Genomic DNA, 24371 nt, shown 5'->3' on the forward strand with positions numbered 1-24371 from the left:
GCTAAAACCCCGGACTTGCTGTGGTCGCCCGACGGGGCGCTGGGGTAGACTCGCAGACCCCGCCCAACCGCTCAGTGATGCTTTCCCGATGCTCGAACAGTACGTCAAGAAGATCCTCACCTCGCGCGTTTACGACGTCGCCGTCGAAACCCCATTGCAGACCGCCGGCCAACTGAGCAAGCGTCTGGGCAACAACATCCTGCTCAAGCGTGAAGACTTGCAGCCGGTGTTTTCCTTCAAAATTCGCGGTGCCTACAACAAACTGGCCCAGCTGACGCCGGAAGAACTGGCCCGTGGCGTGGTCACCGCTTCGGCCGGCAACCATGCCCAGGGCGTGGCACTGGCCGCCCGTGAGCTGGGGATCAAGGCCACTATCGTGATGCCCAAGACCACCCCGGAAATCAAGGTTGAAGGTGTACGTTCGCGTGGCGGCAAGGTCGTGTTACATGGTGACTCCTTTCCGGAGGCGCTGGCGTATTCACTGAAGCTGGTCGACGAAAAGGGCTTCGTCTATATCCATCCCTATGACGATCCGCACACCATTGCCGGGCAGGGCACTGTAGCCATGGAGATCCTGCGCCAGCATCCGGGCCAGTTGGACGCGATCTTCGTACCGGTGGGCGGCGGCGGCTTGATCGCTGGTATCGCCGCTTACGTGAAGTACCTGCGTCCAGAAATCAAAGTGATCGGCGTCGAGCCGGACGACTCCAATTGCCTGCAAGCCGCCATGGCCGCCGGTGAGCGCGTGGTGTTGCCTCAGGTTGGGCTGTTCGCCGACGGCGTAGCGGTGGCGCAAATCGGTCAGCACACCTTCGACATCTGCAAGACCTATGTCGATGAGGTGGTGACCGTCAGTACTGACGAGATCTGTGCGGCAATCAAGGATATCTACGACGATACCCGCTCGATCACTGAACCTGCCGGGGCATTGGGTGTGGCGGGGATCAAAAAGTATGTTGAGCTCTATGGCGTTAGTGGTCAGACCCTGGTTGCGATCGACTCCGGTGCCAACGTCAACTTCGATCGCCTGCGTCATGTTGCTGAGCGTGCCGAGTTGGGCGAAGGTCGCGAAGCAATCATTGCCGTGACCATCCCCGAGCAGCCGGGCAGTTTCAAAGCCTTCTGCGAGGCCATCGGCAAGCGCCAGATCACGGAATTCAACTACCGCTATCACGCCGATGGTGAAGCGCACATCTTCGTGGGTGTGCAGACTCATCCAGACACCGATCCGCGTAGTGCCTTGATCCAGAGCCTTAGCGAGCAAGGGTTCCCGGTCACTGACCTGACCGACAACGAGCTGGCCAAGCTGCATATCCGGCATATGGTCGGCGGCCATGCGGCGCGGGTCAGTGACGAGTTGGTGCTGCGTTTCGAGTTCCCGGAGCGTCCGGGGGCACTGTTCAATTTCCTCAACAAACTGGGCGGGCGTTGGAACATCTCAATGTTCCATTATCGTAATCACGGCGCGGCCGATGGTCGCGTGGTCGCTGGCCTGCAAGTCCCGGATGATGAGCGCCATCTGGTGCCCGCTGCTCTAGCCAAGATCGGCTATCCGTACTGGGACGAAACCGATAACCCTGCGTACCGGCTGTTCCTGGGCTGAGCGACTAAGCTCAGGGCAGTTCACAAGGAAGCAATGACATGGAATACCTGACCACTCTCAAGACCCTGCACATCGCGGCCACCGTGCTGTTGCTGGGCAGTGCCCTTGGCCTGGCGATCTGGACCTGGCTGGCGCGGCGCAAAGGCGACACGGCGGCGCCGAGCCGACTGATGCAACGGCCACTGGTATTTGTCTGGTTGCTGATGGGCATTTGCCTGGTCAGCATGCCGTTCACAGGCTGGTGGCTGGTGCACCTGATCGGTTGGCCGCTGGGCCAGACCTGGGTGCTGGGCTCCAGCGTGATTTACACCTTCGCAGCGTTCAGCTGGTTCTGGTTGTTGGCTCGGGTCAATCGCCTGCGTACGGCGCCGACCGTGGGTAATCCGAAGTTTACCTTGGCGTTGGCGGTGTTCAGTGGCGTGTGCTTTATCGCCATTGCCGGTTTGATGGGCGCCAAGCCAGTCTGACCGACGAGCCTGTAACCGCCGGCAAGGCCGGCTCCCATATATAACCTTGTGGGAGCCGGCCTTGCCGGCGATGGGGGCCAATCAATCGCGCAGGCTGATCACCGGCCAATCACGCTTCTCGGCTTCCGCCCGCAGGTTCGGGTCTGGATCGACCGCAACCGGATTGGCCACCTGCTCCAGCAGCGGCAGATCGTTCATCGAGTCGCTATAGAAATAGCTGCCGTCCAGATTCAAGCCATTTTCTTCCAGCCAGCGCTTCAGGCGCGTCACCTTGCCTTCACGGAAGCACGGCACATCGGTACTGCGACCGGTGTAACGACCGTCAACCATCTCACACTCGGTAGCCAGCAGGGTTTCCACCTCCAGGCGCTTGGCAATCGGCCCGGTAATGAAACGGTTGGTGGCGGTGATGATCACCAGCTTGTCGCCAGCGTCGCGATGTTTTTTCAATAACGCCAGGGCTTTGGGCTGGATGATCGGCTCGACACAATCACGCATGAAATCGCGATGCCATTCGTCGAGTTGCGCCATGTCGGTGGCCGCGAGAATCTCCAGGCTGAAGTTCAGGTAAGCCGCCAGATCCAGCTTGCCAGCCAGGTAATCCTGGTAGAAAGCGTCGTTGCGGTTCTGATACTCCACTGGGTCGAGAATCCCGCGGGCGCAGAGGTAGTCCCCCCAAGCGTGATCGCTGTCGCCGCCAAGAAGGGTATTGTCCAGATCGAATAAAGCCAGGCGCATTGAAGTCACTCGCATAACATCTGAAAAGTCCCACAGAATACGGACTTTTCACATCGGTGCACATAAGGTAAACAGGCGCGTTGCTGGCCTTGTGGGCTTTGTGGAACAATGCCGTGACATGCGTTTGCGAGGTTGCTGCCGTGATCGACCCCGATGGTTTTCGCCCCAATGTCGGGATCATTCTGACGAATGATCTTGGGCAGGTGCTATGGGCTCGGCGGATCAACCAGGATGCCTGGCAGTTTCCCCAGGGTGGTATCAACCCTGAAGAGACGCCGGAAGATGCCTTGTACCGCGAGCTGAACGAAGAAGTGGGGCTGGAGCGCGATGATGTTGAAATTCTTGCCTGCACCCGCGGCTGGTTGCGTTATCGTTTACCCCAACGCCTGGTGCGGACCCACAGCCAACCGCTGTGTATCGGCCAGAAACAGAAATGGTTTCTCCTGCGCCTGGTCTCCAACGAGCAACGGGTGCGGATGGATTTGACCGGTAAACCGGAGTTCGACGGCTGGCGCTGGGTCAGCTATTGGTATCCGCTGGGCCAGGTGGTGACATTCAAGCGCGAGGTTTACCGCCGCGCTCTCAAAGAGCTTGCCCCGCGCCTGCTGGCGCGCGACTGACGACGGAGTTCGACCCCGAGCCATGCTCAATACGCTGCGCAAGATCGTCCAGGAAGTTAACTCCGCCAAGGATCTCAAGACGGCGTTGGGGATCATTGTGTTGCGCGTCAAAGAGGCCATGGGTAGTCAGGTCTGTTCGGTCTATCTGCTCGATCCTGAGAGCAACCGCTTTGTGTTGATGGCCTCTGAGGGTTTGAACAAACGCTCGATCGGCAAGGTCAGCATGGCGCCTAACGAGGGTCTGGTCGGTCTGGTCGGTACGCGTGAAGAACCGCTGAACCTGGAAAACGCCGCAGACCACCCGCGGTATCGCTACTTCGCCGAAACCGGTGAAGAGCGTTATGCCTCGTTTCTCGGTGCGCCGATCATCCACCACCGGCGTGTGGTCGGCGTTCTGGTCATCCAGCAAAAGGAACGACGCCAGTTCGATGAGGGCGAAGAAGCCTTCCTGGTAACCATGAGCGCCCAGCTCGCCGGGGTAATTGCCCATGCCGAAGCAACCGGCTCGATCCGTGGTCTGGGGCGTCAGGGCAAAGGCATACAAGAGGCCAAGTTCGTCGGCGTACCGGGTTCGCCTGGTGCGGCCGTGGGCAAGGCAGTGGTCATGCTGCCACCGGCCGATCTGGACGTGGTGCCGGACAAGAGCGTCGATGACATCGAGGCCGAACTCAAACTCTTCAACAACGCCCTGGAAGGCGTGCGCGCCGACATGCGCAGCCTGTCCGCCAAACTCGCTACCCAACTGCGCCCGGAAGAGCGCGCGTTGTTCGACGTCTACCTGATGATGCTCGAAGACGCGGCCCTGGGCGGTGAAGTGGTGCAGGTGATCAAGACCGGTCAGTGGGCCCAGGGCGCCTTGCGCCAGGTGGTGGGCGAGCACGTCAATCGCTTCGAACTGATGGACGACGCTTACCTGCGCGAGAGGGCTTCCGATGTGAAGGATCTAGGCCGGCGTCTGCTGGCCTATCTGCAAGAGGCAAGGCAGCAGACACTGGTCTATCCCGACAACACCATTCTGATCAGCGAAGAACTGACCCCAGCGATGCTCGGCGAAGTGCCGGAAGGCAAGCTGGTCGGACTGGTATCGGTACTGGGCTCGGGTAACTCCCACGTGGCGATTCTGGCCCGTGCCATGGGTATTCCCACCGTGATGGGCCTGGTCGACCTCCCGTATTCGAAGGTCGACGGTATCGACATGATCGTCGATGGCTATAAGGGCGATGTCTACACCAACCCCAGCGATGTGCTGCGTAAGCAGTATGCCGAAGTGGTCGAAGAAGAACGCCAGTTGGCCCAAGGCCTGGATGCCCTGCGCGAACTGCCGTGCATTACTCTTGATGGTCACCGCATGCCGTTGTGGGTCAATACTGGCCTGCTCGCCGATGTCGCCCGTGCCCAGCAACGTGGCGCCGAAGGCGTAGGGCTGTACCGCACCGAAGTACCGTTCATGATCAACCAGCGCTTCCCTAGTGAAAAGGAGCAGCTGGCGATTTACCGCGAGCAACTGGCGGCCTTCCACCCCTTGCCGGTGACCATGCGTAGCCTGGACATCGGTGGTGACAAGGCGCTGTCGTATTTCCCGATCAAGGAAGACAACCCCTTCCTCGGCTGGCGGGGCATTCGCGTAACCCTCGACCACCCGGAAATCTTCCTGGTGCAAACCCGTGCCATGCTCAAGGCCAGCGAAGGCCTGAACAACTTGCGCATTCTGTTGCCGATGATTTCCGGTATTCACGAGCTGGAAGAAGCCTTGCACTTGATTCACCGGGCCTGGGGCGAAGTGCGTGACGAAGGCACCGATGTGCCGATGCCGCCGGTGGGGGTGATGATCGAGATCCCGGCTGCGGTGTACCAGACCCGCGAGCTGGCGCGTCAGGTCGACTTTCTGTCGGTCGGCTCCAACGACCTGACCCAGTATTTGCTGGCGGTAGACCGTAACAACCCGCGGGTTGCCGACCTCTATGACTACTTGCACCCGGCCGTGCTGCAAGCCCTGCAGAACGTGGTGCGCGATGCCCATGCCGAAGGCAAGCCGGTGAGTATCTGTGGTGAGATGGCCGGTGATCCGGCAGCTGCAGTGTTGTTGATGGCCATGGGCTTCGACAGCCTGTCGATGAACGCCACCAACTTGCCGAAAGTGAAATGGATGCTGCGTCAGGTGAGCTTGAGCAAATCCAAGGAACTGCTGGCCCAGGCCATGGGTATCGACAACCCGCAAGTTATCCACAGTTCGCTGCAGCTGGCTCTGAAGAACCTTGGGCTGGCGCGGATGATCAATCCCGGGTCGTCGAAGACCTTGTGATTGTTGCGGCCGCTTTGCGGCCCATCGCCGGCAAGACCGGCGATAGCCTCAAACCTGCAAATCCACTTCCCCCAGATGCCCACCAAACGGCCCGAAACTGCGCTCCAGCAACCTGCGCCGACCGTCCGCCTCGACAATCAGCACCGTACTGGCCCGCGTCCCATAGTTCTGGCTGGCAATGAACACACTCGACAGCAAGCGCTCGGTAGTGAGCCCTACGCCGGTTTCTGGTAACTCGCCATCGGCGGCCTGCAGGTTATCCCCAAGCAGGCTCAGCAACGCCGGAGGCTGCGGGTCGGCCAACTGTTGCTTCAAACCGGCGCGAGCCTTGACCAGCTTTGGCCAAGGCGTGTCCAGCCCTGCATTGGACAGCCCATAAACACCTTCGCCGAGCAGTTGCACCTGCGCCTCTCGGGCATTCAGATAGCCAAGCGTGCTGCTATCGCCCACCAGCAGGTTGAACCCGGAGTACTGCTGGCTGTGGCTGGCGACCTGATCCAGATAGGCTTCAACGCTACTCTCGCCCCGCAGGAACGCCGCCACCAACTCGCCACGTGAGCGTGCGCCCTGTGCCAGTTGCGGGTCGCGGATATTGGTCAATGCGGCAAAACGCCCGCCCGGGCCGACGCCCAGCCAGGTGCCGCCAGCTTCCAGGTCGCGTCCGGCATACACCCCAGGCGCATCGTCCCAGGCGCCCAGCATGCGGCTGGGACGGGCATAGAACTCATCACGGTTGGCCGCGACGATCAGCGGCTGGGCATGGCCCGGCCGCCAGGCAAAAACGATCAGACACATAGGTGGTCCTCTGTGTTTTTGCCCACTCTACCCAATAGCGCCCAACCTGTTCCATCGACTTAATGTGTCTTCACTAGAGCCACAGGCCTACCTTCCGTTACCATGCCGGACTGAATTTACGGGGGCGACAATGGAATTCGTGCTCTATTTGCTGCTGGGCGCCTGTGCAGGCGTGCTGGCCGGGTTGTTCGGCGTTGGCGGCGGCATCATCATCGTGCCGGTGCTGGTGTTTAGTTTCACCTTGCAGGGTTTCGATGCTTCGGTGCTGACCCACTTGGCCGTGGGTACATCCCTGGCGACCATCGTCTTCACCTCGATCAACGCCATTCGTGAGCACCACCGCAAGGGCGCGGTGCAGTGGCCGATCTTCGTCTGGATGACCTTGGGGATTCTGGTTGGTGCCGGTATCGGGGCCAAGACCGCGTCGCTGATCCAGGGCCCGATGTTGCAGAAGATCATTGGTGTGTTCGCGCTAGTGATCGCCCTGCAGATGGCTCTGGACCTCAAGCCCAAGGCGAGTCGCAAGGTACCCGGCAAGGCCGGACTGACCGCTGCTGGCGGCGTTGTCGGTTGGGCATCGGCGATCTTCGGCATTGGCGGCGGTTCGTTGACCGTGCCGTTCCTGACCTGGCGCAGCTTGCCCATGCAGCAGGCGGTGGCAACGTCGTCGGCCTGCGGCTTTCCGATTGCTGTGGCCAGTGCCCTGAGTTTCATCTGGCTGGGTTGGCACGACCCACACTTGCCTGCGCATAGCCTGGGCTTCGTGTACCTGCCGGCGCTGCTCGGAATTGCCCTGACCAGTATGTTTTTCGCCCGCTTCGGCGCGCGCTTGGCGCATAAACTGTCGCCACGCTTGCTCAAACGGCTGTTTGCCGCGCTGCTGTTCTGCGTCGGCTTGAGCTTTTTGCTTTAACGAGAGGAGTCACCATGCTGCCTTACCCGCAGATCGACCCCGTGGCTGTTGCCCTGGGTCCGCTGAAAATCCATTGGTACGGCCTGATGTACCTGATCGGCATCGGCGGCGCCTGGCTGCTGGCCAAGCGCCGGTTGAACCGCTTCGATCCGACCTGGAGCAATGAAAAGCTCTCGGACCTGGTGTTCTGGCTGTCCATGGGCGTGATTGTCGGCGGACGCTTGGGTTACGTGCTGTTCTACGATCTGCACGCCTACCTGGCCAACCCGGCGTTGATCTTCGAAGTGTGGAAAGGCGGCATGTCGTTCCACGGCGGCTTTATCGGTGTGATGCTGGCGGCCTTGTGGTTCGGTAAACGCAACAACAAGTCGTTCTTCGAGCTGATGGACTTCGTTGCGCCGCTGGTGCCGATCGGCCTGGGTGCCGGGCGCATTGGCAACTTTATCAACGCCGAACTGTGGGGCAAGGCCACTGATGTGCCGTGGGCCATGGTCTTCCCGCCGTTCAGCGATCCGGCACAACTGCCGCGTCACCCGTCGCAGCTGTACCAGTTCGCCCTGGAAGGTGTGGCATTATTCCTGATCCTTTGGCTGTACTCGCGCAAGCCGCGCCCGACCATGGCCATTTCCGGCATGTTCGCGCTGTTCTACGGGATCTTCCGCTTCATTGTTGAGTTTGTGCGGGTTCCCGACGCCCAGCTGGGCTACATTGCCTTTGGCTGGTTGACCATGGGTCAGTTGCTCTGCTTGCCGATGATCCTCGGCGGCATCGGCCTGATCTGGTGGGCCTACAACCGTAAACCCACGGCCAAGGCCGCCGTTTGATTTTCCACGGCAGGGTGATCCCCTGCCGTCTTTGCTACAGGTAAGCCATGAAACAGTATCTAGATCTGGTCCGTGATGTGATCGAAAACGGCACCCTGCAGGGCAACCGTACTGGTATCCGCACCATCAGCCTGCCCGGCGCTTCGCTGCGCTTCGACCTGCAGAAGGGCTTCCCGGCCATCACCACCCGTAAGCTGGCGTTCAAGTCGGCCGTCGGCGAGATGGTGGGTTTTTTGCGTGGTGTGAAGAACGCCGGCGAGTTTCGTGAGCTGGGTTGCAAGGTCTGGGACCAGAACGCCAACGAAAACGCCCAGTGGCTGGCTAACCCGTTCCGCCAGGGGCATGACGACCTCGGCGAGATCTACGGTGTGCAATGGCGCCAATGGCCGGCCTACAAGCGCATCCCGCTGAGCAACCCGGCGGCGATCGAGCTGGCGCAGAGCCAGGGCTTCCAGCAAATTGCAGCGTCTGAAGAAGACGGCGAGGCCTTCGTGGTGCTGTACAAGGCCATCGACCAGATTCGCCAGTGCATCGACACCATTCACAACGATCCAGGCAGCCGCCGTATTCTGTTCCACGGCTGGAACTGCGCGCAGCTCGATGAAATGGCCTTGCCGCCGTGCCACCTGCTGTACCAGTTCCACCCGAATGTCGAGACCAAGGAAATCTCCCTGACCCTCTACATCCGCTCAAACGACCTGGGCCTGGGCACACCGTTCAACCTCACCGAAGGCGCGGCGCTGCTGTCGCTGGTGGGTCGCCTGACCGGCTACACGCCGCGCTGGTTCACCTACTTCATCGGTGATGCGCACGTGTATGAAAACCACCTGGACATGCTCAACGAGCAGCTCAAGCGCGAGCCGCTGGCAGCACCCACGCTGGTGATCAGTGATCGTGTGCCGGAATATGCCAAGACTGGCGTGTACGAACCAGAGTGGCTGGAGAAGGTCGAGCCGAGCGACTTCAGCCTTGAAGGCTACGAACACCATGCGCCGATGACCGCCCCGATGGCGGTCTGATCACCGTCATTGTAGAAACAACTGGCTGTCTGGTGGGAGCGGGCTTGCCCCGCGATTGCGATTTGACTATTACATCGCATCGCGGGGCAAGTCGAGTCGTCGCACCGCCGCTCCCACCACGGTTGAGGCTTGTTCCAGCGCGTAGTCACACGGCACGCCCGGCGCAATACGAAACAGCCCCATCGGTGATTGCTCGCTGCGGATGAAATTCACCACACCTGCCGTATTGCTGGTCTGCCCGCGCACAGCCGCCATGACTGGCTGCTCTAATGTCATCGGGTTTCTCACGCCCGGCCGCCAAAAATGACGACCCAAGGAAATTAGCCCTGATGCATTTTCTCAACAACAGAGAAAAGGCGGCAGCGTGCGTAGGATAGTTCCGAAAGCGTCTAAACCTGAAATTTTCTGACTGATTTACGTGAGCAACCTCGTAGCCGCTGCCGCCAGGCTGCGATCGGGCGCGAAGCGGCCGCAATTCAGGCGCATCAGGGTGACTGGATGACGACTGCTACGCAGCCGATCGCAGCCTGGCGGCAGCGGCTACGAAGCGTTGCCAGCAAGGCACGTCAGTGACCGTGGCTTCTACCCACATGCGAATGCTCCGCCTCGGGAGCCGTCACCGCACCATTGACCTCCAGGTGCTGGAGGATCGAGCACTGCACCTCTTTGGGATGGCAATGTTGGCGTAGCTCCAGCAGTTGCGCCTGCAACGCCTGCAGCCCATCAATACGCGCATTTACGTGCTGAATATGCTCGTCGATCAGCGCGTTGACGCTTTCACACTGATCCTCCGGGCTGTCGCGCAGGCGCAGCAGGCTGCGAATCTCTTCCAGGGTCATGTCGAGGGTGCGGCAGTTGCGAATGAAGGTCAGGCGCTCAACGTGAGCCTGGGTGTACATCCGGTAGTTGCCCTCGCTGCGCGCAGGCTCCGGCAGCAGGTTTTCCCGCTCGTAGTAACGGATGGTTTCCACCGCGCAGTCGGTGGCTTTGGACAGTTCGCCGATCTTCATCTGCAAAATCCTCGACAGGTTGCTTGACCCTATAGTGGCTACAGGGTGTTCACTTGGCAACAGGACATTTAGGGATGAACCTATGAACCAGCCTGTTAGCCACATCCACGGTAAAGACGCCCACGGTCATGACCACGCCAAGCACGCACACAGCTGCTGCTCTCACGAGGCCGCGCCGTCGTTAGTGCAGTTCGGTGATGCTGCCAGCGATGATGCGCGCCTGAGTCGCTTCCGCATCGAGGCGATGGATTGCCCGACCGAACAGACCCTTATCCAGAACAAGCTGGGCAAGCTGGCGGGGGTCGAGCAGCTCGAGTTCAACCTGATCAATCGCGTGCTCGAGGTTCGCCATACCCATGACGACACCTCGGCGATCGAACAGGCGGTGGCTTCGTTGGGCATGCAGGCCGAACCCCTGACTGACTCCAGCGAGGAACCTGCTTACACGCCGACACCTGAAAAAAAACATTGGTGGCCACTGGCACTGTCGGGGGTTGCGGCCATTGGCGCCGAAGTCATTCACTTCGCCGCGCTGGGGCCCTCCTGGGTCGTGGCACTGGTCGCCCTGGTGTCGATCCTCAGTTGTGGTCTGGGTACCTACAAGAAGGGCTGGATTGCCCTGAAGAACGGCAACCTCAACATCAACGCGCTGATGAGCATCGCGGTGACGGGCGCGGTGCTGATCGGGCAGTGGCCAGAAGCGGCCATGGTCATGTTCCTGTTTACCGTCGCCGAGTTGATCGAGGCACGCTCGCTGGACCGTGCGCGCAACGCCATCGGTGGGTTGATGCAACTCACGCCGGATATGGCCACCGTACGACAGGCCGATGGCCAATGGCGTGAGGTTGAAGTTAAGCAGGTGGTGCTCGGCGCTTTGGTGCGGGTGCGCCCAGGTGAACGCATAGGCCTGGATGGCGAGGTGATCAGTGGCCAATCGAGCATCGACCAGGCGCCGATTACCGGTGAGAGTCTGCCGGTAGAAAAAGGCCCGGGTGACAAGGTTTTCGCGGGCACCATCAATCAGGCAGGCGCCCTGGAATATCGGGTGACGGCGGCTGCCGGGCAATCGACCCTGGCGCGGATCATCAAGGCGGTGGAAGAGGCGCAAGGTGCCCGTGCACCGACTCAGCGTTTTGTCGATCAGTTCTCGCGGATTTACACCCCGGCCGTATTTGCCTTTGCGCTGGCTGTTGCTGTGATTCCTCCGTTGTTCATGGCCGGCGCCTGGTTCGACTGGATCTACCGCGCTCTGGTGCTGCTGGTGGTTGCCTGCCCTTGTGCGCTGGTGATCTCCACCCCGGTGACCATCGTCAGCGGCCTGGCCGCCGCGGCGCGCAAAGGTATCCTGGTCAAAGGCGGGGTGTACCTTGAAGGTGGGCGCAAGCTCGACTTCCTGGCGCTGGACAAGACCGGCACCATCACCCACGGCAAACCAGTGCAAACCGATCATGTGGTTCTCGAACCGCTGTTCGAAGGCCGCGCACAGGCGTTGGCGGCCAGCCTTGCCGAGCGCTCCGATCACCCGGTGTCTCGTGCCATTGCGGTGTTCGCCGCTGGACAGCAACTGGCTTTCAGTGAAGTGACCGCCTTCGAAGCCCTGGCCGGTCGTGGCGTGCGCGGTGAAATCGACGGTGAGTTGTACCACCTGGGCAACCATCGCTTGGTCGAAGAGCTGGGCCTGTGCTCCCCGCAACTTGAAGCACAGTTGGATGCGCTGGAGCGCCAGGGCAAGACTGTGGTACTGCTGCTCGACAAATCCGGCCCGCTGGCCCTGTTCGCCGTGGCTGACACGGTCAAGGAAAGCAGTCGTGAAGCGATTGCCGAATTGCATGAGTTGGGTATCAAGACTGTCATGCTCACCGGCGACAATCCCCATACTGCTCAGGCGATTGCCGCTCAGGTTGGCATCGATCAGGCCCATGGCAATCTGCTGCCGGCCGACAAGCTCAAGACTATCGAAGACCTGTACGCTGCTGGGCATCGAGTGGGGATGGTTGGCGACGGAATCAACGACGCCCCGGCATTGGCCCGCTCGGAGATCGGCTTTGCCATGGCTGCTGCTGGTACTGACACGGCAATTGAAACCGCCGACGTGGCGCTGATGGATGATGACTTGCGCAAAATCCCGGCCTTCGTCAGGCTCTCACGCGATACCGCGGCGATCCTGACCCAGAACATCGTGCTGGCGCTGGGGATCAAGGCGATCTTTCTGGCGATCACCTTTGCCGGTATGGCAACCATGTGGATGGCGGTGTTCGCCGATATGGGCGTGAGTTTGTTGGTGGTCTTTAACGGCCTGCGCTTACTGCGAAAATAGAGGATGTATGTTGAGTTCCGAGTTGAAAGCCTTCTACATGGTTGCCCGCTTGGGCAGCATTACCCTGGCGGCGAAGAAACTCGGGCTCAGCCAACCGACAGTCACTACGCAAATTCGCAACCTGGAAAGCCAGTATGCGGTGGAGCTGTTCTATCGCGGCGGTCGACGCCTTACTCTCAGTGATGACGGCGCGCGGTTGCTGCCGATGGTCAAGGCGCTGCTGCAGCAGGAAGCCGATATTGAGTTCTTCCTGCGCAACAGTGGCCAGGCCCAAGGCAGCCTGCGCATTGCCGCCACCGCGCCGTATTACATCCTCGATCTGGTGAAGATCTTTCGCGAGCGCCTGCCACACGTCGAGGTTTCAGTGGAGATCGGCAATTCCCAGCAGGTGCTGGAACTGCTCGAGGACTATCGCGTAGACCTTGCCGCTTCGTCACAACTGGTTGAAGACGCTCGTCTGGTGCGTCGCGTATTGGGTACCGACCCGTTGGTGGTGGCGGTGCATCGCAACCATCCGTTGGCCAGCCGTGAATCGCTGCCGTTGTCGGCGCTCGCCGGGCACTGCCTGTTGGTGCGTGAACAAGGCTCGACTACGCGCAAACTGACCGAGCAGATGCTTGAAGAAGCCGGTGTCAAGGTGGGTTCGGTTGTCGAGATCGGCAGCCGTGAGTCGATTCGCGAGGCGGTGTTGCGCAACATCGGTATCAGCCTGATCGCCCGCCATGAAGTGCCGCACAACCCGGAGTTGCGGGTGCTGAGCCTGGAGAATGCGCCGGTGATGCATGAGTACCTGTATTGCCTGAAGGAACGGCGGCAGGCAAGGTTGCCAGCAGCTTTTCTTGGTTTGGCGCAGGAAGTGGCGGCGGTTGAGATATAGCTGATCAGCAGTACCTTGTGGGCGCTGGCTTGCCAGCGATGCAAGGCACAGCGTTGCTAACCCAGGCCACACCAAAATCTGCCTATACCACTATCACCATCTTTTGCTTCCCAGCCACAGAACCTTCGCATTAGCCCCCTAGCATGGCCCTCATTCGTTCAATGAGGTCCTGCCATGAACACGCCGCTCGCAAACCCTGGCGCACAAATGAAAGTGCGCGGTATCCACAAGCGCTTCGGCGCCTTTACCGCCCTGCAGGATGTCTCCCTCGACATCGCCGCCGGTGAATTGGTGTGTCTGCTGGGCCCGTCCGGCTGTGGCAAGACCACGCTGCTGCGCTGTATCGCCGGCTTGGAACGCCAGGACCGCGGCACCTTGTATATCGGCGACCGTGATATCTCCGATCTGCCACCCCAGGCCCGTGACTACGGAATCCTGTTTCAGTCCTATGCGCTGTTTCCGAACCTGACGGTCGAGGCCAACATCGCCTACGGCCTGGCGGGTAGCGGTCGTGAGGAAGTGCGCCAGCGAGTGGCACAGATGCTGGAGCTGGTCGGTTTGTCCGGCAGCGAGAAAAAGTACCCTGGTCAACTTTCCGGTGGTCAGCAGCAGCGAGTAGCCCTGGCGCGGGCCTTGGCTCCGGCTCCTTCTTTGCTGTTGCTCGACGAGCCGATGTCGGCCCTTGATGCCCGTGTTCGCGAGCACCTGTGCACCGAGCTGCGCCAGTTGCAGCGCCAGTTGGGCATTACCACGTTGATGGTCACGCACAATCAGGATGAGGCCATGCTCATGGCCGACCGCATCGCGGTGATGAACAACGGCCAGGTCGAGCAATACGCCACGCCTCAGGAAATCTACGACAAGCCCGCTACTCCGTTTGTGGCCGAGTTTGTCGGCCAGGGCAACTGGTTGCCGTTTCAGCGTCACAGTGACAGCCATGCTCAAGTCGGTGCGCTGAACATGCGGCTGGCCGACGGTGCTGGCCAAGCCCGTAGCGGACGTTTGTTCTGCCGCCCCGAAGCGATCAGCGTCAACCCTGCGGTGCATGAAGAAAACCTGTTCCCGGCACGGGTCCGCGAGATCACGTTCCTCGGCAACCGCTGCCGCATGAGTTTTGAGTTCAATGAACTGCCGGGCCATGCCCTGTTGGCCGAAGTCGCTCCCGAGTCGATGCCGCGCCTGGGCTCCCAGGATATCTGGGTAGCCTTGCCACCGCGCAGCCTGCAGGTGTTTGCCTGAGATGGCCGCGCCAATGGCCATGCCGATCGCACAGGCGAAGGCAGCACAGCGCTCCGGCGCTTCACTGGGTGATCGTCTGTTCGTGGTCGGCGGTAAATGGCTGCTGCTGCTCCTGCTGACCGTCGCGGTGTTGATGCCGCTGTTGGCGATCTTCTGGCGTGGTTTCAGCAGCGATGCCGGGCAGGGCGGTGGCTTGGTCGCCGCGCGTGAACTGTTTGCCAGCGCCAACTTTCACTGGCTGTTGGGCAATAGTCTGAAGGTGTCGCTCAGTGTTGCCGCGATTGTCGTGCCGCTGGCCTACCTGTTCGCCTATGCCCTGCAACGCACACTGATACCCGGTAAACGTATCTGGCGGGGTATCTCGCTGCTGCCGTTGCTGGCACCTTCGATGCTACCGGCCATTGCTCTGGTGTACCTGTTCGGTAATCAGGGGCTGCTGCGCGGGCTGCTCAGCGACAATATCTATGGCTTCTGGGGCATTGTCCTTGGTGAGGCGATCTACACCTTTCCCCATGCGCTGATGATCCTACTGTCGGCGCTGTCGCTGGCTGACGCGCGCTTGTTCGATGCCGCGTCGAGCATGGGCGCAGGCCCTTGGCGCGCGTTCCACAGCATTACCTGGCCGGCTACACGGCAGGCGGTGTTCGCCGCGTTCTGTCTGGTGTTCACCCTGACCATCACCGACTTCGGTGTGCCGGTAGTGGTTGGTGGCGACTATCAGGTGTTGGCGCTGGAAGCCTACAAGGCCGTGGTCGGGCAGCAGCAGTTCGGTCGCGGCGCGTTGATCGGCATGGTTTTGTTGGTGCCGGCACTGCTCAGCTTTACCGTCGATGCCTGGCTACGCCGGCGCCAGGGTGACTCAATGAGTGGCCGTGCCCAGGTGTTCCTGCCGCAACCGTCGCGTCGTCGCGATGCCTGGTTCCTGGCGATTGTATTGATGGTCTGCGCGGTGCTGCTGTTGGTGGTGGGCATGGCGGTGTACTCGTCGCTGGTGACCTTCTGGCCCTACAACATGACCTTGTCGCTCAAGCACTATCAGTTCGACGAAACCGCCGGCGGCGGCTGGCTGGCCTACACCAACAGCCTGACCATGGCCCTGGGCACGGCGTTGATCGGTAGCGCGGTGATCTTCACCGGTGCCTACCTGATGGAAAAGACCAAGGGCCAGCGCTCGCTGAACCTGGTATTGCGCCTGCTCAGCTTCGTGCCGATGGCGGTGCCGGGTTTGGTCCTGGGCCTGGGCTACGTGTTCTTTTTCAACCTGAGCAGCAACCCCTTGCACGTGTTCTACGGCAGCATGGCGCTGCTGGTGGTGTGCACCATTGCGCATTACTTGACCACCGCAAACATGACCGCGACCACCGCCCTGCGTCAGCTCGACGGCGAGTTCGAAGCGGCTGCGCTGTCGCTCAAGGCACCGCTGTACCGTCACTTTCTGCGGGTCACCGTGCCGATCTGCCTGCCGGCGCTGCTGGACATCATTCGCTACCTGTTCGTCTCGGCAATGACCACGGTGTCGGCAGCGATCTTTCTCTACAGCCCCGACACCATCCTCGCCGCTGTCGCCGTGTTGAACATGGACGATGCCGGCAACGTCGGCGGCGCTGCAGCGATGTCGACCCTGATCTTGCTGACCAGCGCCACTGTTTCGCTGCTCCTGGCCTGGGCCTCGCGTGGCCTGCTGCAACGTTCTCAAGCCTGGCGCCAACGCGCGCCAGGTCAATGATTGCCCTACCCAACCCTGTACTGTTCAAAGGAACCGCACCATGTTCAAGCCACTTGCTCTTGCCGCTGCCGTCCTCACTGCGTTCAGCCTGCAGGCCACTGCCGCCGAGACTCAGTTGACGGTCTACACCGCACTTGAAGCTGAACAACTCAAGAGCTACAAGCAGGCCTTTGAAAAGGCCAATCCGGATATCGAGATCAAGTGGGTACGCGATTCCACCGGCATCATCACCGCCAAACTGCTGGCCGAAAAAGACCGTCCGCAGGCTGACGCGGTATGGGGCTTGGCCGCTTCCAGCCTGGCGATCCTCGACCAGCAGGGCATGTTGCAAAGCTACGCACCAAAGGATCTGGACAAGATCGGCGGCAACTACCGCGATGCGGCCAACCCACCGGCTTGGGTCGGTATGGATGTCTGGGCGGCGACCATCTGTTTCAACACCATCGAAGCCGAGAAGCAGGGCCTGACCAAGCCGGTTAGCTGGCAGGACCTGACCAAGCCTGAGTACAAGGGCAAGATCGTCATGCCTAACCCGGCGTCGTCCGGTACAGGTTTCCTCGATGTCAGTGCCTGGCTGCAGACCTTCGGTGAGAAGCAGGGCTGGCAGTACATGGATGACCTGCACCAGAACATCGGCCAGTACGTTCACTCCGGCTCCAAGCCGTGCAAGCTGGCGGCAGCGGGTGAGTTCCCGATTGGTATCTCCTTCGAATACCCGGCTGTGCAGCTCAAGCGCCAGGGAGCGCCGCTGGACATCGTTCTGCCTAAGGAAGGCCTGGGTTGGGAAATCGAAGCCACTGCGGTGCTCAAGGGCAGCAAGCATGAAGACGCGGCCAAGCGCTTGGCCGACTTCTCGGCAAGCCCGGCAGCGATGGAGCTGTACAAGGAAAACTTCGCCGTGCTGGCCCAACCGGGCATCGCTCAGCCGCAGACCGAACTGCCGGCTGACTACGAACAGCGCCTGATCAAGAACGACTTTGCCTGGGCTTCGAAGAACCGTGACACCATCCTGGCCGAATGGCGTAAGCGCTATGACGGTAAGTCGGAGAAGGTAGCGCAGCAGTAATACCGGGTTGGCTTCATCGTCGGCAAGACCGGCTCCCACAAGATTGAGGTGCTGTGGATATCTCTGTGAGAGCTGGCCTTGTCAGCGATAAGGCCAGTGCAATTTTTGAAGGAATCTGAGATGACCGATCTACTGATTGTCGGCGCCGGCATTCTTGGCCTTTCGCATGCTTATGCCGCCGCCCGCCGTGGCCTCAAGGTGCGCGTATTTGAGCGCACTGCCACGCCCTTGGGCGCTTCAGTACGTAACTTCGGCCAGGCCCTGGTCACCGGCCAGCCACCGGGCGACATGCTTGAGCTGGCCAAGGCCAGCCGCGGGATCTGGGCGCACTGGTCGCGTCATGCTGGCTTTGAATTGAAGAGCAATGGTTCGCTGTTATTCGCGCGCACCGCCCTTGAACAGGAGCTGCTGGAAGCCTTTTGTGCCGAACGGGCTGTGGAACATGGCTACAAGGTCGAACTGTTGTCCGGTGCGGCGCTGAATGACCTGTACGGCGGCCAGTTTCGCCATCACCGTGCGGCCTTGCGCGGACTGGACGACCAGCAACTGTACTCCCGCGAAGCCATCCCGACCTTGATCCGCTTCCTGCAGCAGGAACTGGATGTGCAGTTTCATTTCTCCACTCTGGTGCGCGATATCCAGCCTGGAAAAGTATCGACCACCGCCGGTGATTTCAGTGCCGCGCAGACCGTGGTCTGCTCCGGGCATGACTATCAGACTTTGCTCGCCGAACCTATTGCCCAGCTGCAGCCACAGGTCTGCCGCTTGCAGATGCTGCGTGCACGCCCACGTTTCAAGCTCGACCTGCAACACGCGTTGCTGACGGGGCTTAGTTGTGTGCATTACGGTGCCTTCGCCGATCTGCCGCAGGCACAGGCCCTCACGGCGCAACTGCAGAGCAACAGCCCGCAGTTGATGGAGCACGGCATTCACCTGCTGATCAGTCCTACGCCCCATGGCGAGCTGATCATTGGCGATTCCCATGCCTATGGCAGCGATGCAGCGCCCTTCAATGCCGAGCAGGTGGACAACTGGATGATCGAGCTGGCCGAGCACACCCTCGGCGGTCGCATCGAGGTGGTCGAACGCTGGCAAGGCGTCTATGGTTCTGGCGGCCCCGGACCGTTTTCGCTTTTGCAGGTGGCGCCAGGCATCAGCGCAGCGTTGATGCACAGTGGCGTTGGCATGAGCGTCGGTCCGGCGCTGGCCGAGCGACACATCGCTCGACTGTTCAATGACATCGCATGAGGGGATAACAATGAGAACGGCCGAGCAGGTTGTCAGCGAACTCTTCGCCCTGTACCAGCAACATGGCGATGAAGATTACATCGGCGAGCCGGTGTCACAGTTGGAACATATGTCCCAGGCGGCGCAGTTGGCCCTGGACGAAGGCTTCGATGATGAAGTGGTGCTGGCGGCGTTCTTCCATGACATTGGCCATATTTGCGGCGGTGCCGAAGGTGATATGGGCGGCTACGGAGTGGTCAGCCATGAGCAGGTCGGTGCTGAATACTTGCGTCGCTGCGGTTTCAGCGAGCGCCTGGTTACGTTGGTGCAATACCACGTTGAAGCCAAGCGTTACCTGACGCTGCGTAAACCGGGTTACTACCAGCGCTTGAGTGAAGCCAGCCGTCGCACGCTGGAGTATCAAGGTGGGGTGATGAGCGAAGCTGAAGCCGATGCCTTTGAGCGTGACCCGCTGTGCAGCGTAAGCCTGCGCATGCGAGAGTGGGATGAGCTGGCCAAAGAGATGAATGTGCCGGTGATTGATTTGGACGTGCTCAAGGGCAAGGCGTTGGCGCTATTGCATTGATCCTATAGACCGCTATCGCCGGCAAGGCCCTAAAGCTCCTGCACCAGGCTATCTATCTGCTCCTGGCGCTCCGCTTGATTGAGCCTGGCTCCCGGATTAAGCGACGACCATTGCGGATGCGCCCGCGCCTTGCTCAAGGCTTCCGGCAGCTTGCCTTCACGCCAGCTTTGTTCTTGAGGCGCGCTCAACTTGATCCGCTCCATTGCCGCATGTCCACGGCTGTCCAGAGCCTCAATCAGCTGATGCTGACGCAGTGCCAACAGGCGCAGCACGCTGTCATCCACGGTCAATTCGCGTTGCCCCTTGAGCTTGCCTAGCAGGCGTGAGCCGTAGCTGCGCGCCGTTTGTAATGCCCCGCCAGCAATGGCCCCAGCCAGCGCCGCAGCCCCCAAGGTCAAGCCGCCGACCAGCAGGTCGACACCGGCACCTGCTGCAGCACCGGCAGCCACACCGCTACCCAGGCGTACGCCGAGCAGCTTGAGGGTTTCCGGGTTAAACAGATCATCGCCCCAGCGCCCGTCCAGCAGGGGTAAATCGCTGGCACTGGCGTCGTCCTTGCGAAAGGCGTAGAGCTTGAGCAAGGCCTCGACGCAGCGTTGTTCGCGCTGGCGAACGTCTTTGCGCAATGCTTCTATGGCCACAGCTTCGGCGCCAGGCTCAGCCACCACACTGCGTCGGCATGCCGCGCAATCGAGCAGCAGTTCGGCTATCAGACGTTTGCCGCTGAGTTGGCGGGCCTGGCGCTGCGCCTGCTGGTCGTCGATCAGCCGCTGCAAGGCCGGGCGAGATTTTTCCAGCATCAGCGCCAGGCTTTCGTAAAGGCGTCGTTCACCATCTTCCGGCGGCGCGACACTGTCGAAACGTACCAGCGCATGCAGTCCGAGGCGGGCCAGGGCTTCGCGCCAGTCGGGCTCACGATGGTCACTGCTGGCAACAAAGTTGAGCACGGGGAGCAGCGGCTTACCGCAGCTGGCGAGCACTTCCAGCTCATCCCGGTACTTGGCCAGCACCGGCTCGCGGGCATCGATGACATACAGCCCGGCATCACTGGCCAGCAATTGGCGCAGGACTTTGGCTTCCTGTTCGAAGCGCTGGCGCGCTTCGCTGCCTTGCAGAAAGCGCTCTAGCCGTGCCGGGCCGTCTAGGCGCTCGCCTGGTCGTTCCAGGCGTTCAAGGTAGTCGAGCAGGGCAATGGCGTCTTCCAGGCCTGGAGTGTCGTAGAGCTCAAGCAAGGGTTCGCCGTCCACCGACAGCCGTGCGCCTTCAACATGACGCGTGGTGCTTGGCCGATGGGACACTTCACCAAAGCCGACATCGCGGGTCAGGGTACGCAGCAGCGAGGTCTTGCCAACGTTGGTATGGCCGACCACGGCCAGTTTCAGCGGCTTAGTCATGGCCATGCTCCAGCCAGGTCAGTGGGGCGCTGTCGGCATGCTCCAGCCCCAATTGATCGAGCGCCTGATGCCAGTCGCCCAAGCGGTCGGCATCCAGGGCCTGGCCGGGCAATGCCTGCAGTAACCAGATGCGCGTGGCGCCAGCGTTGCGGGCAAGCTCAGCGAGCAGCGCCAGACTGCCGCGGTCCGGCGAGCGGCGCGGGTCGCAGGCGATGGCCAGGCGTGCTGGCGGGAAGCGGCTGAGCTGCTCGAGCAGCTTGTTACGTGATTCACGGCTGTCGAGGATGCCGGCGTTCTTCACCGTCGCCGGGAGGGTGGGTGGCCAGGGACGTTGATCGTCCAGTTCGAGGCCAACCAGCAAGGCGCCGTCACTGAGCTCTTCACCCACGCCGCGCACAATCTGCGGTAAGGCCTCTGGTGCGGCATCGTTGACGCCTAGGCGTTCACTGCTGGGCATCAGCGCCTCACGCAGTTGACTGTAGCCGGGTAAGTTGAGGTCCAGACGCAAGCGATCACGGCCCCTACGCCAGCGCCACAGGCTCAGGGCTGCGAGCACAAGGCGCGGGACGATGCCAAACACCAGTAATACCCCGAGCAGCCAGCTGGCCCAGGCCTGGCGAGCCAGCTCCAGGGCGGGTTGGCTGTCGCCACTGGCGCGGATCATGTCGATGTCTGGCACGTTGAAACCGAGCAGGGCTGGCACAGCGCCGAGGGCTTGGGTCAGTCCGACGAAGGTATCGGCGCCGAGGATGGTGGTCTCCCAGACGAAGCCATAACGGCGGGTGGCGAGCAGCACCAGCAGCATCACCAGCGCTGTGCTCAAGGCCACCAGCCACAGGCCGTGTACCAGCAGTCCAAGCAGCCAGCGGTTGAGTTTCTGACGTTGCAGCAGGACCAGCAGGGCGGGGGCTAAATGCGCGGCCTGGGCATCACGGGCGAATTTCTCACTGAGCCACAACCACAGCTTGCCCAACGTTGCGCCTTGCTCGCCGGCAAAGAAGAAACCCAGAGCCCATCCCAGCAGCAAAACCAGGTTCAAGCCCAGCAGGCTACCCAGGGCCCAGAACACATTGACCGGGCGTTGGCTGTCGCCCAGGGCGGCCAGGGCCAGGCCCGCGCCGCTGACAACGGCCACAACTGATAACAGTGCCAGAGCTAACCGTGCACCTTGTTTCCAGTGCTGCAGGGCGCTGCGCATGCCGTCGCGCTCGGCCAGCCACAAGGCACGCTGTTCGATACGCGTTGGCAGGTCGCCGCCGAACTGGCGGGCACGGCGATTGGCTTCCTGGTCCTCCAGGGGGCCGGCATGTTCCTCGCGCAGGCGTACCGCTTCAGTGAGCCAGCGTTTGTCCAGGTCAGTCAGTGCAGTCACGCGGTCTTCCATTGATCAATTCAGCTCAAAGCATAACCCAGGCATCGAAGATCGGGCTTTGCTATCCTCGCCAGGATGAAAACATCACTTCCCCTCAGCCTGATCGCGGCGCTCGCCGAGAACCGCGTAATCGGCATCGACAACAGCATGCCCTGGCATTTGCCGGGGGATTTCAAATATTTCAAGGCGACTACGCTGGGCAAGCCGATCATCATGGGCCGCAAGACCTGGGATTCGCTGGGCCGGCCATTGCCTGGGCGTCTGAACCTGGTGGTCAGTCGCCAGCCTGGGCTGCAGCTCGAAGGTGCCGAGGTGTTCGCTTCGCTGGATGAGGCGATAGTGCGTGCCGAACAGTGGGCGCTGGCGCAGGGTGTTGATGAGCTGATGCTGATTGGTGGTGCGCAACTGTATACCCAGGCGATTGAGCGTGGCCTGGCGGATCGGCTGTACCTGACGCGAGTGGAGCTGAACCCAGAGGGCGATGCGTGGTTTCCTGAGTTCGACTTGGCGCAGTGGGCGTTGGCCTCGACTCAGGCGAATCCGGCTGAAGGTGACAAGCCGGCGTATCACTTTGAGGTGTGGGAAAAGGCCTGATAAAGCTTCGCCGGCAAGACCGGCTCCCACACGCCAGACACTGTGGGAGTCGGCCTTGCCGGCGATGAGGCCCTGAAAGGCGCTACAACACTCAGGAATGCGTCAGTTCCGCATGCTCCTGGGCCTCCAGCAGCGTTTTGTCCGTCTGCTGCATCATCTGACTGGTGATCGCCCCTGCCGTCATCGAACCATTGACGTTCAACGCCGTACGGCCCATGTCGATCAGCGGTTCAACCGAGATCAGCAAGGCGACCAGTTCCACCGGCAAGCCCATGGCCGGCAGCACAATCAGCGCAGCAAAGGTTGCACCGCCACCGACACCGGCCACACCGGCTGAGCTGAGGGTCACGATAGCCACCAGGGTAGCGATCCACAGCGGGTCCAGTGGGTTGATGCCCACGGCCGGAGCCACCATCACCGCCAGCATTGCCGGGTACAGACCGGCACAGCCGTTCTGGCCAATGGTCGCGCCGAACGAGGCGGCAAAGCTGGCAATCGACTGTGGAATACCCAGGCGACGGGTTTGCGCTTCAATGCTCAGCGGGATGCTGGCGGCGCTGGAGCGACTGGTGAAGGCAAAGGTCAGCACCGGCCAGACCTTGCGGAAGAAACGCAGCGGATTGACGCCGCTGATCGCCAGCAACACACCGTGCACCACAAACATCAGCCCCAGGCCGATATACGAAACCACGACGAAGCTACCGAGCTTGAGGATGTCGTCCAGGTTCGAGCTGGCGACCACCTTGGTCATCAGTGCCAGGACACCATACGGGGTGAGCTTCATCACCAGGCGCACCAGGCGCATCACCCAGGCTTGCAGGGTGTCGATGGCGGCCAGGGCGCGATTGCCCTTGTCCGCGTCATCCTTGAGCAACTGCAGGGCAGCCATGCCAAGGAACACGGCAAAGATCACCACGCTGATGATCGACGTCGGTTTGGCCCGAGCCAGATCGCCGACTGGGTTGCTCGGAATGAACGACAGCAGCAGCTGCGGGATATTCAGGTCAGCGACCTTGCCCACGTAATCACTTTGGATTGCCTGCATCCGCGCGGTTTCGGCGGTGCCGGCCACCAGGCCCTCGGCGGTCAGGCCGAACAGGTTGGTCAGGGCAATGCCGATCAGTGCGGCGATGGCTGTGGTGAACAGCAGGGTGCCAATGGTCAGGAAGCTGATCTTGCCCAGTGACGAGGCATTGTGCAGACGGGCCACGGCGCTGAGGATCGACGCGAAGATCAGTGGCATGACGATCATCTGCAACAACTGCACATAACCGTTGCCGACCAGATCGAGCCAACTGATGGTGGCTTTGAGAATCGGGTCGCCAGCGCCATAAATGGCATGCAGGACAGCACCGAACAGCACGCCGAGCACCAGGCCGACCAGAACTTTCTTGGCCAGGCTCCAGTTGCCATGACGGGTTTGGGCCAGGCCTAGCAGCAAGGCCAGGAACGCCAGCAGATTGAGTGACAGCGGCAGATTCATTGGAGCTCCAGAGAAAAAGCGGGGCATCGCCTCTGTGTGCGATTGCGAACAGAAATGCTAACAGCATGAAAACGAACGAATTTATATCAAAAGGTAATTTACTTAGTCGTTTTTGGAATATAGGCGTGTCGCAAATGACATGAGCAACGCCGTTCTGGGGTGTGTCGGCGTCGCTGTCAGGTGCTCTTGGCGTGTACAC

Annotated in this window: 22 protein-coding genes; 15 read left to right on the forward strand and 7 right to left on the reverse strand. The window is 61.0% G+C overall.

Going from position 1 to position 24371, the window contains the following annotated elements; all coding sequences use genetic code 11:
* Positions 1-88 precede the first annotated feature (88 nt).
* Together ilvA and CX511_RS01735 are read left to right on the forward strand one after the other, a co-directional pair.
* A complete protein-coding gene (gene ilvA, locus CX511_RS01730) occupies positions 89-1603 on the forward strand; it encodes a threonine ammonia-lyase, biosynthetic (RefSeq protein ID WP_045181084.1) in 1515 nt (504 codons plus the stop codon).
* Positions 1604-1641: 38 nt separating this feature from the next.
* Positions 1642-2070: a DUF2269 domain-containing protein gene (locus CX511_RS01735; RefSeq protein WP_101293102.1), complete on the forward strand. Its 429-nt coding sequence runs from the start codon at positions 1642-1644 to the stop codon at positions 2068-2070.
* A gap of 81 nt (positions 2071-2151) precedes the next feature.
* On the opposite strand, the gene CX511_RS01740 is transcribed toward CX511_RS01735, so the two are convergent.
* Positions 2152-2808: a histidinol-phosphatase gene (locus CX511_RS01740; RefSeq protein WP_045181078.1), complete on the reverse strand. Its 657-nt coding sequence runs from the start codon at positions 2806-2808 to the stop codon at positions 2152-2154.
* Positions 2809-2948: 140 nt separating this feature from the next.
* On the opposite strand from CX511_RS01740, the gene CX511_RS01745 reads away from it, so the two are divergent.
* Positions 2949-3428: an RNA pyrophosphohydrolase gene (locus tag CX511_RS01745; RefSeq protein ID WP_010222140.1), complete on the forward strand. Its 480-nt coding sequence runs from the start codon at positions 2949-2951 to the stop codon at positions 3426-3428.
* A 22-nt stretch (positions 3429-3450) separates the two neighbouring features.
* Entirely contained in the window at positions 3451-5730 is a 2280-nt protein-coding gene (gene ptsP / locus CX511_RS01750; RefSeq protein WP_045181075.1) for a phosphoenolpyruvate--protein phosphotransferase, read from the forward strand.
* 48 nt (positions 5731-5778) lie between these two features.
* On the opposite strand, the gene CX511_RS01755 is transcribed toward ptsP, so the two are convergent.
* On the reverse strand, positions 5779-6525 hold the full coding sequence (locus CX511_RS01755; protein WP_101293101.1) for an NRDE family protein: 747 nt from the start codon (positions 6523-6525) through the stop codon (positions 5779-5781).
* 130 nt (positions 6526-6655) lie between these two features.
* Here CX511_RS01755 and CX511_RS01760 point away from each other — a divergent pair, with 130 nt between their 5' ends.
* Genes CX511_RS01760 through CX511_RS01770 form a run of 3 tightly spaced genes read left to right on the forward strand, consistent with a single transcriptional unit; the run spans position 6656 to position 9281 of the window.
* Entirely contained in the window at positions 6656-7438 is a 783-nt protein-coding gene (locus tag CX511_RS01760) for a sulfite exporter TauE/SafE family protein (protein WP_045181070.1), read from the forward strand.
* A gap of 14 nt (positions 7439-7452) precedes the next feature.
* Complete coding sequence (gene lgt, locus CX511_RS01765; protein WP_045181067.1) at positions 7453-8262, forward strand: prolipoprotein diacylglyceryl transferase; 810 nt, start codon at positions 7453-7455, stop codon at positions 8260-8262.
* Positions 8263-8309: 47 nt separating this feature from the next.
* Complete coding sequence (locus CX511_RS01770; RefSeq protein ID WP_101293100.1) at positions 8310-9281, forward strand: thymidylate synthase; 972 nt, start codon at positions 8310-8312, stop codon at positions 9279-9281.
* A 69-nt stretch (positions 9282-9350) separates the two neighbouring features.
* Here the strand turns inward: CX511_RS01770 and CX511_RS01775 are convergent, their stop codons facing one another.
* Entirely contained in the window at positions 9351-9557 is a 207-nt protein-coding gene (locus CX511_RS01775; RefSeq protein ID WP_082071293.1) for a DUF3077 domain-containing protein, read from the reverse strand.
* Between the two features lie 290 nt (positions 9558-9847).
* Positions 9848-10291 carry a Cd(II)/Pb(II)-responsive transcriptional regulator gene (gene cadR, locus CX511_RS01780; RefSeq protein ID WP_045181058.1) on the reverse strand — a complete coding sequence of 148 codons (444 nt, stop codon included), beginning with the start codon at positions 10289-10291 and terminating at the stop codon, positions 9848-9850.
* 82 nt (positions 10292-10373) lie between these two features.
* Between cadR and CX511_RS01785 the strand changes: the two genes are divergently transcribed.
* The 7 genes from CX511_RS01785 (at position 10374) to CX511_RS01815 (ending at position 19329) form a co-directional block, all read left to right on the forward strand.
* On the forward strand, positions 10374-12608 hold the full coding sequence (locus tag CX511_RS01785; RefSeq protein WP_045181055.1) for a heavy metal translocating P-type ATPase: 2235 nt from the start codon (positions 10374-10376) through the stop codon (positions 12606-12608).
* A gap of 7 nt (positions 12609-12615) precedes the next feature.
* Positions 12616-13485, forward strand: a complete 870-nt coding sequence (locus CX511_RS01790; protein WP_045181052.1) for a LysR family transcriptional regulator — start codon at positions 12616-12618, stop codon at positions 13483-13485.
* Between the two features lie 174 nt (positions 13486-13659).
* The gene (locus tag CX511_RS01795; protein ID WP_045181049.1) at positions 13660-14724 is read left to right on the forward strand and encodes a putative 2-aminoethylphosphonate ABC transporter ATP-binding protein; all 1065 of its coding nucleotides are present in this window, start codon (positions 13660-13662) and stop codon (positions 14722-14724) included.
* A gap of 1 nt (position 14725) precedes the next feature.
* On the forward strand, positions 14726-16450 hold the full coding sequence (locus CX511_RS01800) for a putative 2-aminoethylphosphonate ABC transporter permease subunit (protein WP_045181046.1): 1725 nt from the start codon (positions 14726-14728) through the stop codon (positions 16448-16450).
* Positions 16451-16490: 40 nt separating this feature from the next.
* A complete protein-coding gene (locus CX511_RS01805) occupies positions 16491-17516 on the forward strand; it encodes a putative 2-aminoethylphosphonate ABC transporter substrate-binding protein (protein WP_045181043.1) in 1026 nt (341 codons plus the stop codon).
* Between the two features lie 120 nt (positions 17517-17636).
* Positions 17637-18764: a TIGR03364 family FAD-dependent oxidoreductase gene (locus CX511_RS01810; RefSeq protein ID WP_045181040.1), complete on the forward strand. Its 1128-nt coding sequence runs from the start codon at positions 17637-17639 to the stop codon at positions 18762-18764.
* A gap of 10 nt (positions 18765-18774) precedes the next feature.
* Positions 18775-19329 (forward strand): phosphonate degradation HD-domain oxygenase, encoded by a 555-nt coding sequence (locus CX511_RS01815; RefSeq protein WP_101293099.1) that lies wholly within the window; start codon positions 18775-18777, stop codon positions 19327-19329.
* A gap of 29 nt (positions 19330-19358) precedes the next feature.
* Here CX511_RS01815 and CX511_RS01820 read toward each other — a convergent pair whose 3' ends face one another.
* Together CX511_RS01820 and CX511_RS01825 are read right to left on the reverse strand one after the other, a co-directional pair.
* Positions 19359-20723, reverse strand: a complete 1365-nt coding sequence (locus tag CX511_RS01820; protein ID WP_045181034.1) for a GTPase/DUF3482 domain-containing protein — start codon at positions 20721-20723, stop codon at positions 19359-19361.
* Positions 20716-22107: a DUF2868 domain-containing protein gene (locus tag CX511_RS01825; RefSeq protein ID WP_177409692.1), complete on the reverse strand. Its 1392-nt coding sequence runs from the start codon at positions 22105-22107 to the stop codon at positions 20716-20718. Before CX511_RS01825 ends, CX511_RS01820 begins: the two co-directional genes overlap by 8 nt.
* Positions 22108-22170: 63 nt before the next feature.
* Here CX511_RS01825 and CX511_RS01830 point away from each other — a divergent pair, with 63 nt between their 5' ends.
* Complete coding sequence (locus CX511_RS01830; protein WP_045181031.1) at positions 22171-22689, forward strand: dihydrofolate reductase; 519 nt, start codon at positions 22171-22173, stop codon at positions 22687-22689.
* 91 nt (positions 22690-22780) lie between these two features.
* On the opposite strand, the gene CX511_RS01835 is transcribed toward CX511_RS01830, so the two are convergent.
* Positions 22781-24172 carry an L-cystine transporter gene (locus CX511_RS01835; RefSeq protein ID WP_045181028.1) on the reverse strand — a complete coding sequence of 464 codons (1392 nt, stop codon included), beginning with the start codon at positions 24170-24172 and terminating at the stop codon, positions 22781-22783.
* Positions 24173-24371: the final 199 nt, after the last annotated feature.

Origin of the sequence: Pseudomonas sp. S06B 330 (assembly GCF_002845275.2) — a bacterium.
Classification (GTDB): domain Bacteria; phylum Pseudomonadota; class Gammaproteobacteria; order Pseudomonadales; family Pseudomonadaceae; genus Aquipseudomonas.

Bases quoted from the DNA above. Each gene is read 5' to 3' on its own strand.
- ilvA (WP_045181084.1), top strand. From the start codon at position 89: ATGCTCGAACAGTACGTCAAGAAGATCCTCACCTCGCGCGTTTACGAC.
- CX511_RS01735 (WP_101293102.1), top strand. From the start codon at position 1,642: ATGGAATACCTGACCACTCTCAAGACCCTGCACATCGCGGCCACCGTG.
- CX511_RS01740 (WP_045181078.1), bottom strand. From the start codon at position 2,808: ATGCGCCTGGCTTTATTCGATCTGGACAATACCCTTCTTGGCGGCGAC.
- ptsP (WP_045181075.1), top strand. From the start codon at position 3,451: ATGCTCAATACGCTGCGCAAGATCGTCCAGGAAGTTAACTCCGCCAAG.
- CX511_RS01755 (WP_101293101.1), bottom strand. From the start codon at position 6,525: ATGTGTCTGATCGTTTTTGCCTGGCGGCCGGGCCATGCCCAGCCGCTG.
- CX511_RS01760 (WP_045181070.1), top strand. From the start codon at position 6,656: ATGGAATTCGTGCTCTATTTGCTGCTGGGCGCCTGTGCAGGCGTGCTG.
- lgt (WP_045181067.1), top strand. From the start codon at position 7,453: ATGCTGCCTTACCCGCAGATCGACCCCGTGGCTGTTGCCCTGGGTCCG.
- CX511_RS01770 (WP_101293100.1), top strand. From the start codon at position 8,310: ATGAAACAGTATCTAGATCTGGTCCGTGATGTGATCGAAAACGGCACC.
- CX511_RS01775 (WP_082071293.1), bottom strand. From the start codon at position 9,557: ATGACATTAGAGCAGCCAGTCATGGCGGCTGTGCGCGGGCAGACCAGC.
- cadR (WP_045181058.1), bottom strand. From the start codon at position 10,291: ATGAAGATCGGCGAACTGTCCAAAGCCACCGACTGCGCGGTGGAAACC.
- CX511_RS01785 (WP_045181055.1), top strand. From the start codon at position 10,374: ATGAACCAGCCTGTTAGCCACATCCACGGTAAAGACGCCCACGGTCAT.
- CX511_RS01790 (WP_045181052.1), top strand. From the start codon at position 12,616: ATGTTGAGTTCCGAGTTGAAAGCCTTCTACATGGTTGCCCGCTTGGGC.
- CX511_RS01795 (WP_045181049.1), top strand. From the start codon at position 13,660: ATGAACACGCCGCTCGCAAACCCTGGCGCACAAATGAAAGTGCGCGGT.
- CX511_RS01800 (WP_045181046.1), top strand. From the start codon at position 14,726: ATGGCCGCGCCAATGGCCATGCCGATCGCACAGGCGAAGGCAGCACAG.
- CX511_RS01805 (WP_045181043.1), top strand. From the start codon at position 16,491: ATGTTCAAGCCACTTGCTCTTGCCGCTGCCGTCCTCACTGCGTTCAGC.
- CX511_RS01810 (WP_045181040.1), top strand. From the start codon at position 17,637: ATGACCGATCTACTGATTGTCGGCGCCGGCATTCTTGGCCTTTCGCAT.
- CX511_RS01815 (WP_101293099.1), top strand. From the start codon at position 18,775: ATGAGAACGGCCGAGCAGGTTGTCAGCGAACTCTTCGCCCTGTACCAG.
- CX511_RS01820 (WP_045181034.1), bottom strand. From the start codon at position 20,723: ATGACTAAGCCGCTGAAACTGGCCGTGGTCGGCCATACCAACGTTGGC.
- CX511_RS01825 (WP_177409692.1), bottom strand. From the start codon at position 22,107: ATGGAAGACCGCGTGACTGCACTGACTGACCTGGACAAACGCTGGCTC.
- CX511_RS01830 (WP_045181031.1), top strand. From the start codon at position 22,171: ATGAAAACATCACTTCCCCTCAGCCTGATCGCGGCGCTCGCCGAGAAC.
- CX511_RS01835 (WP_045181028.1), bottom strand. From the start codon at position 24,172: ATGAATCTGCCGCTGTCACTCAATCTGCTGGCGTTCCTGGCCTTGCTG.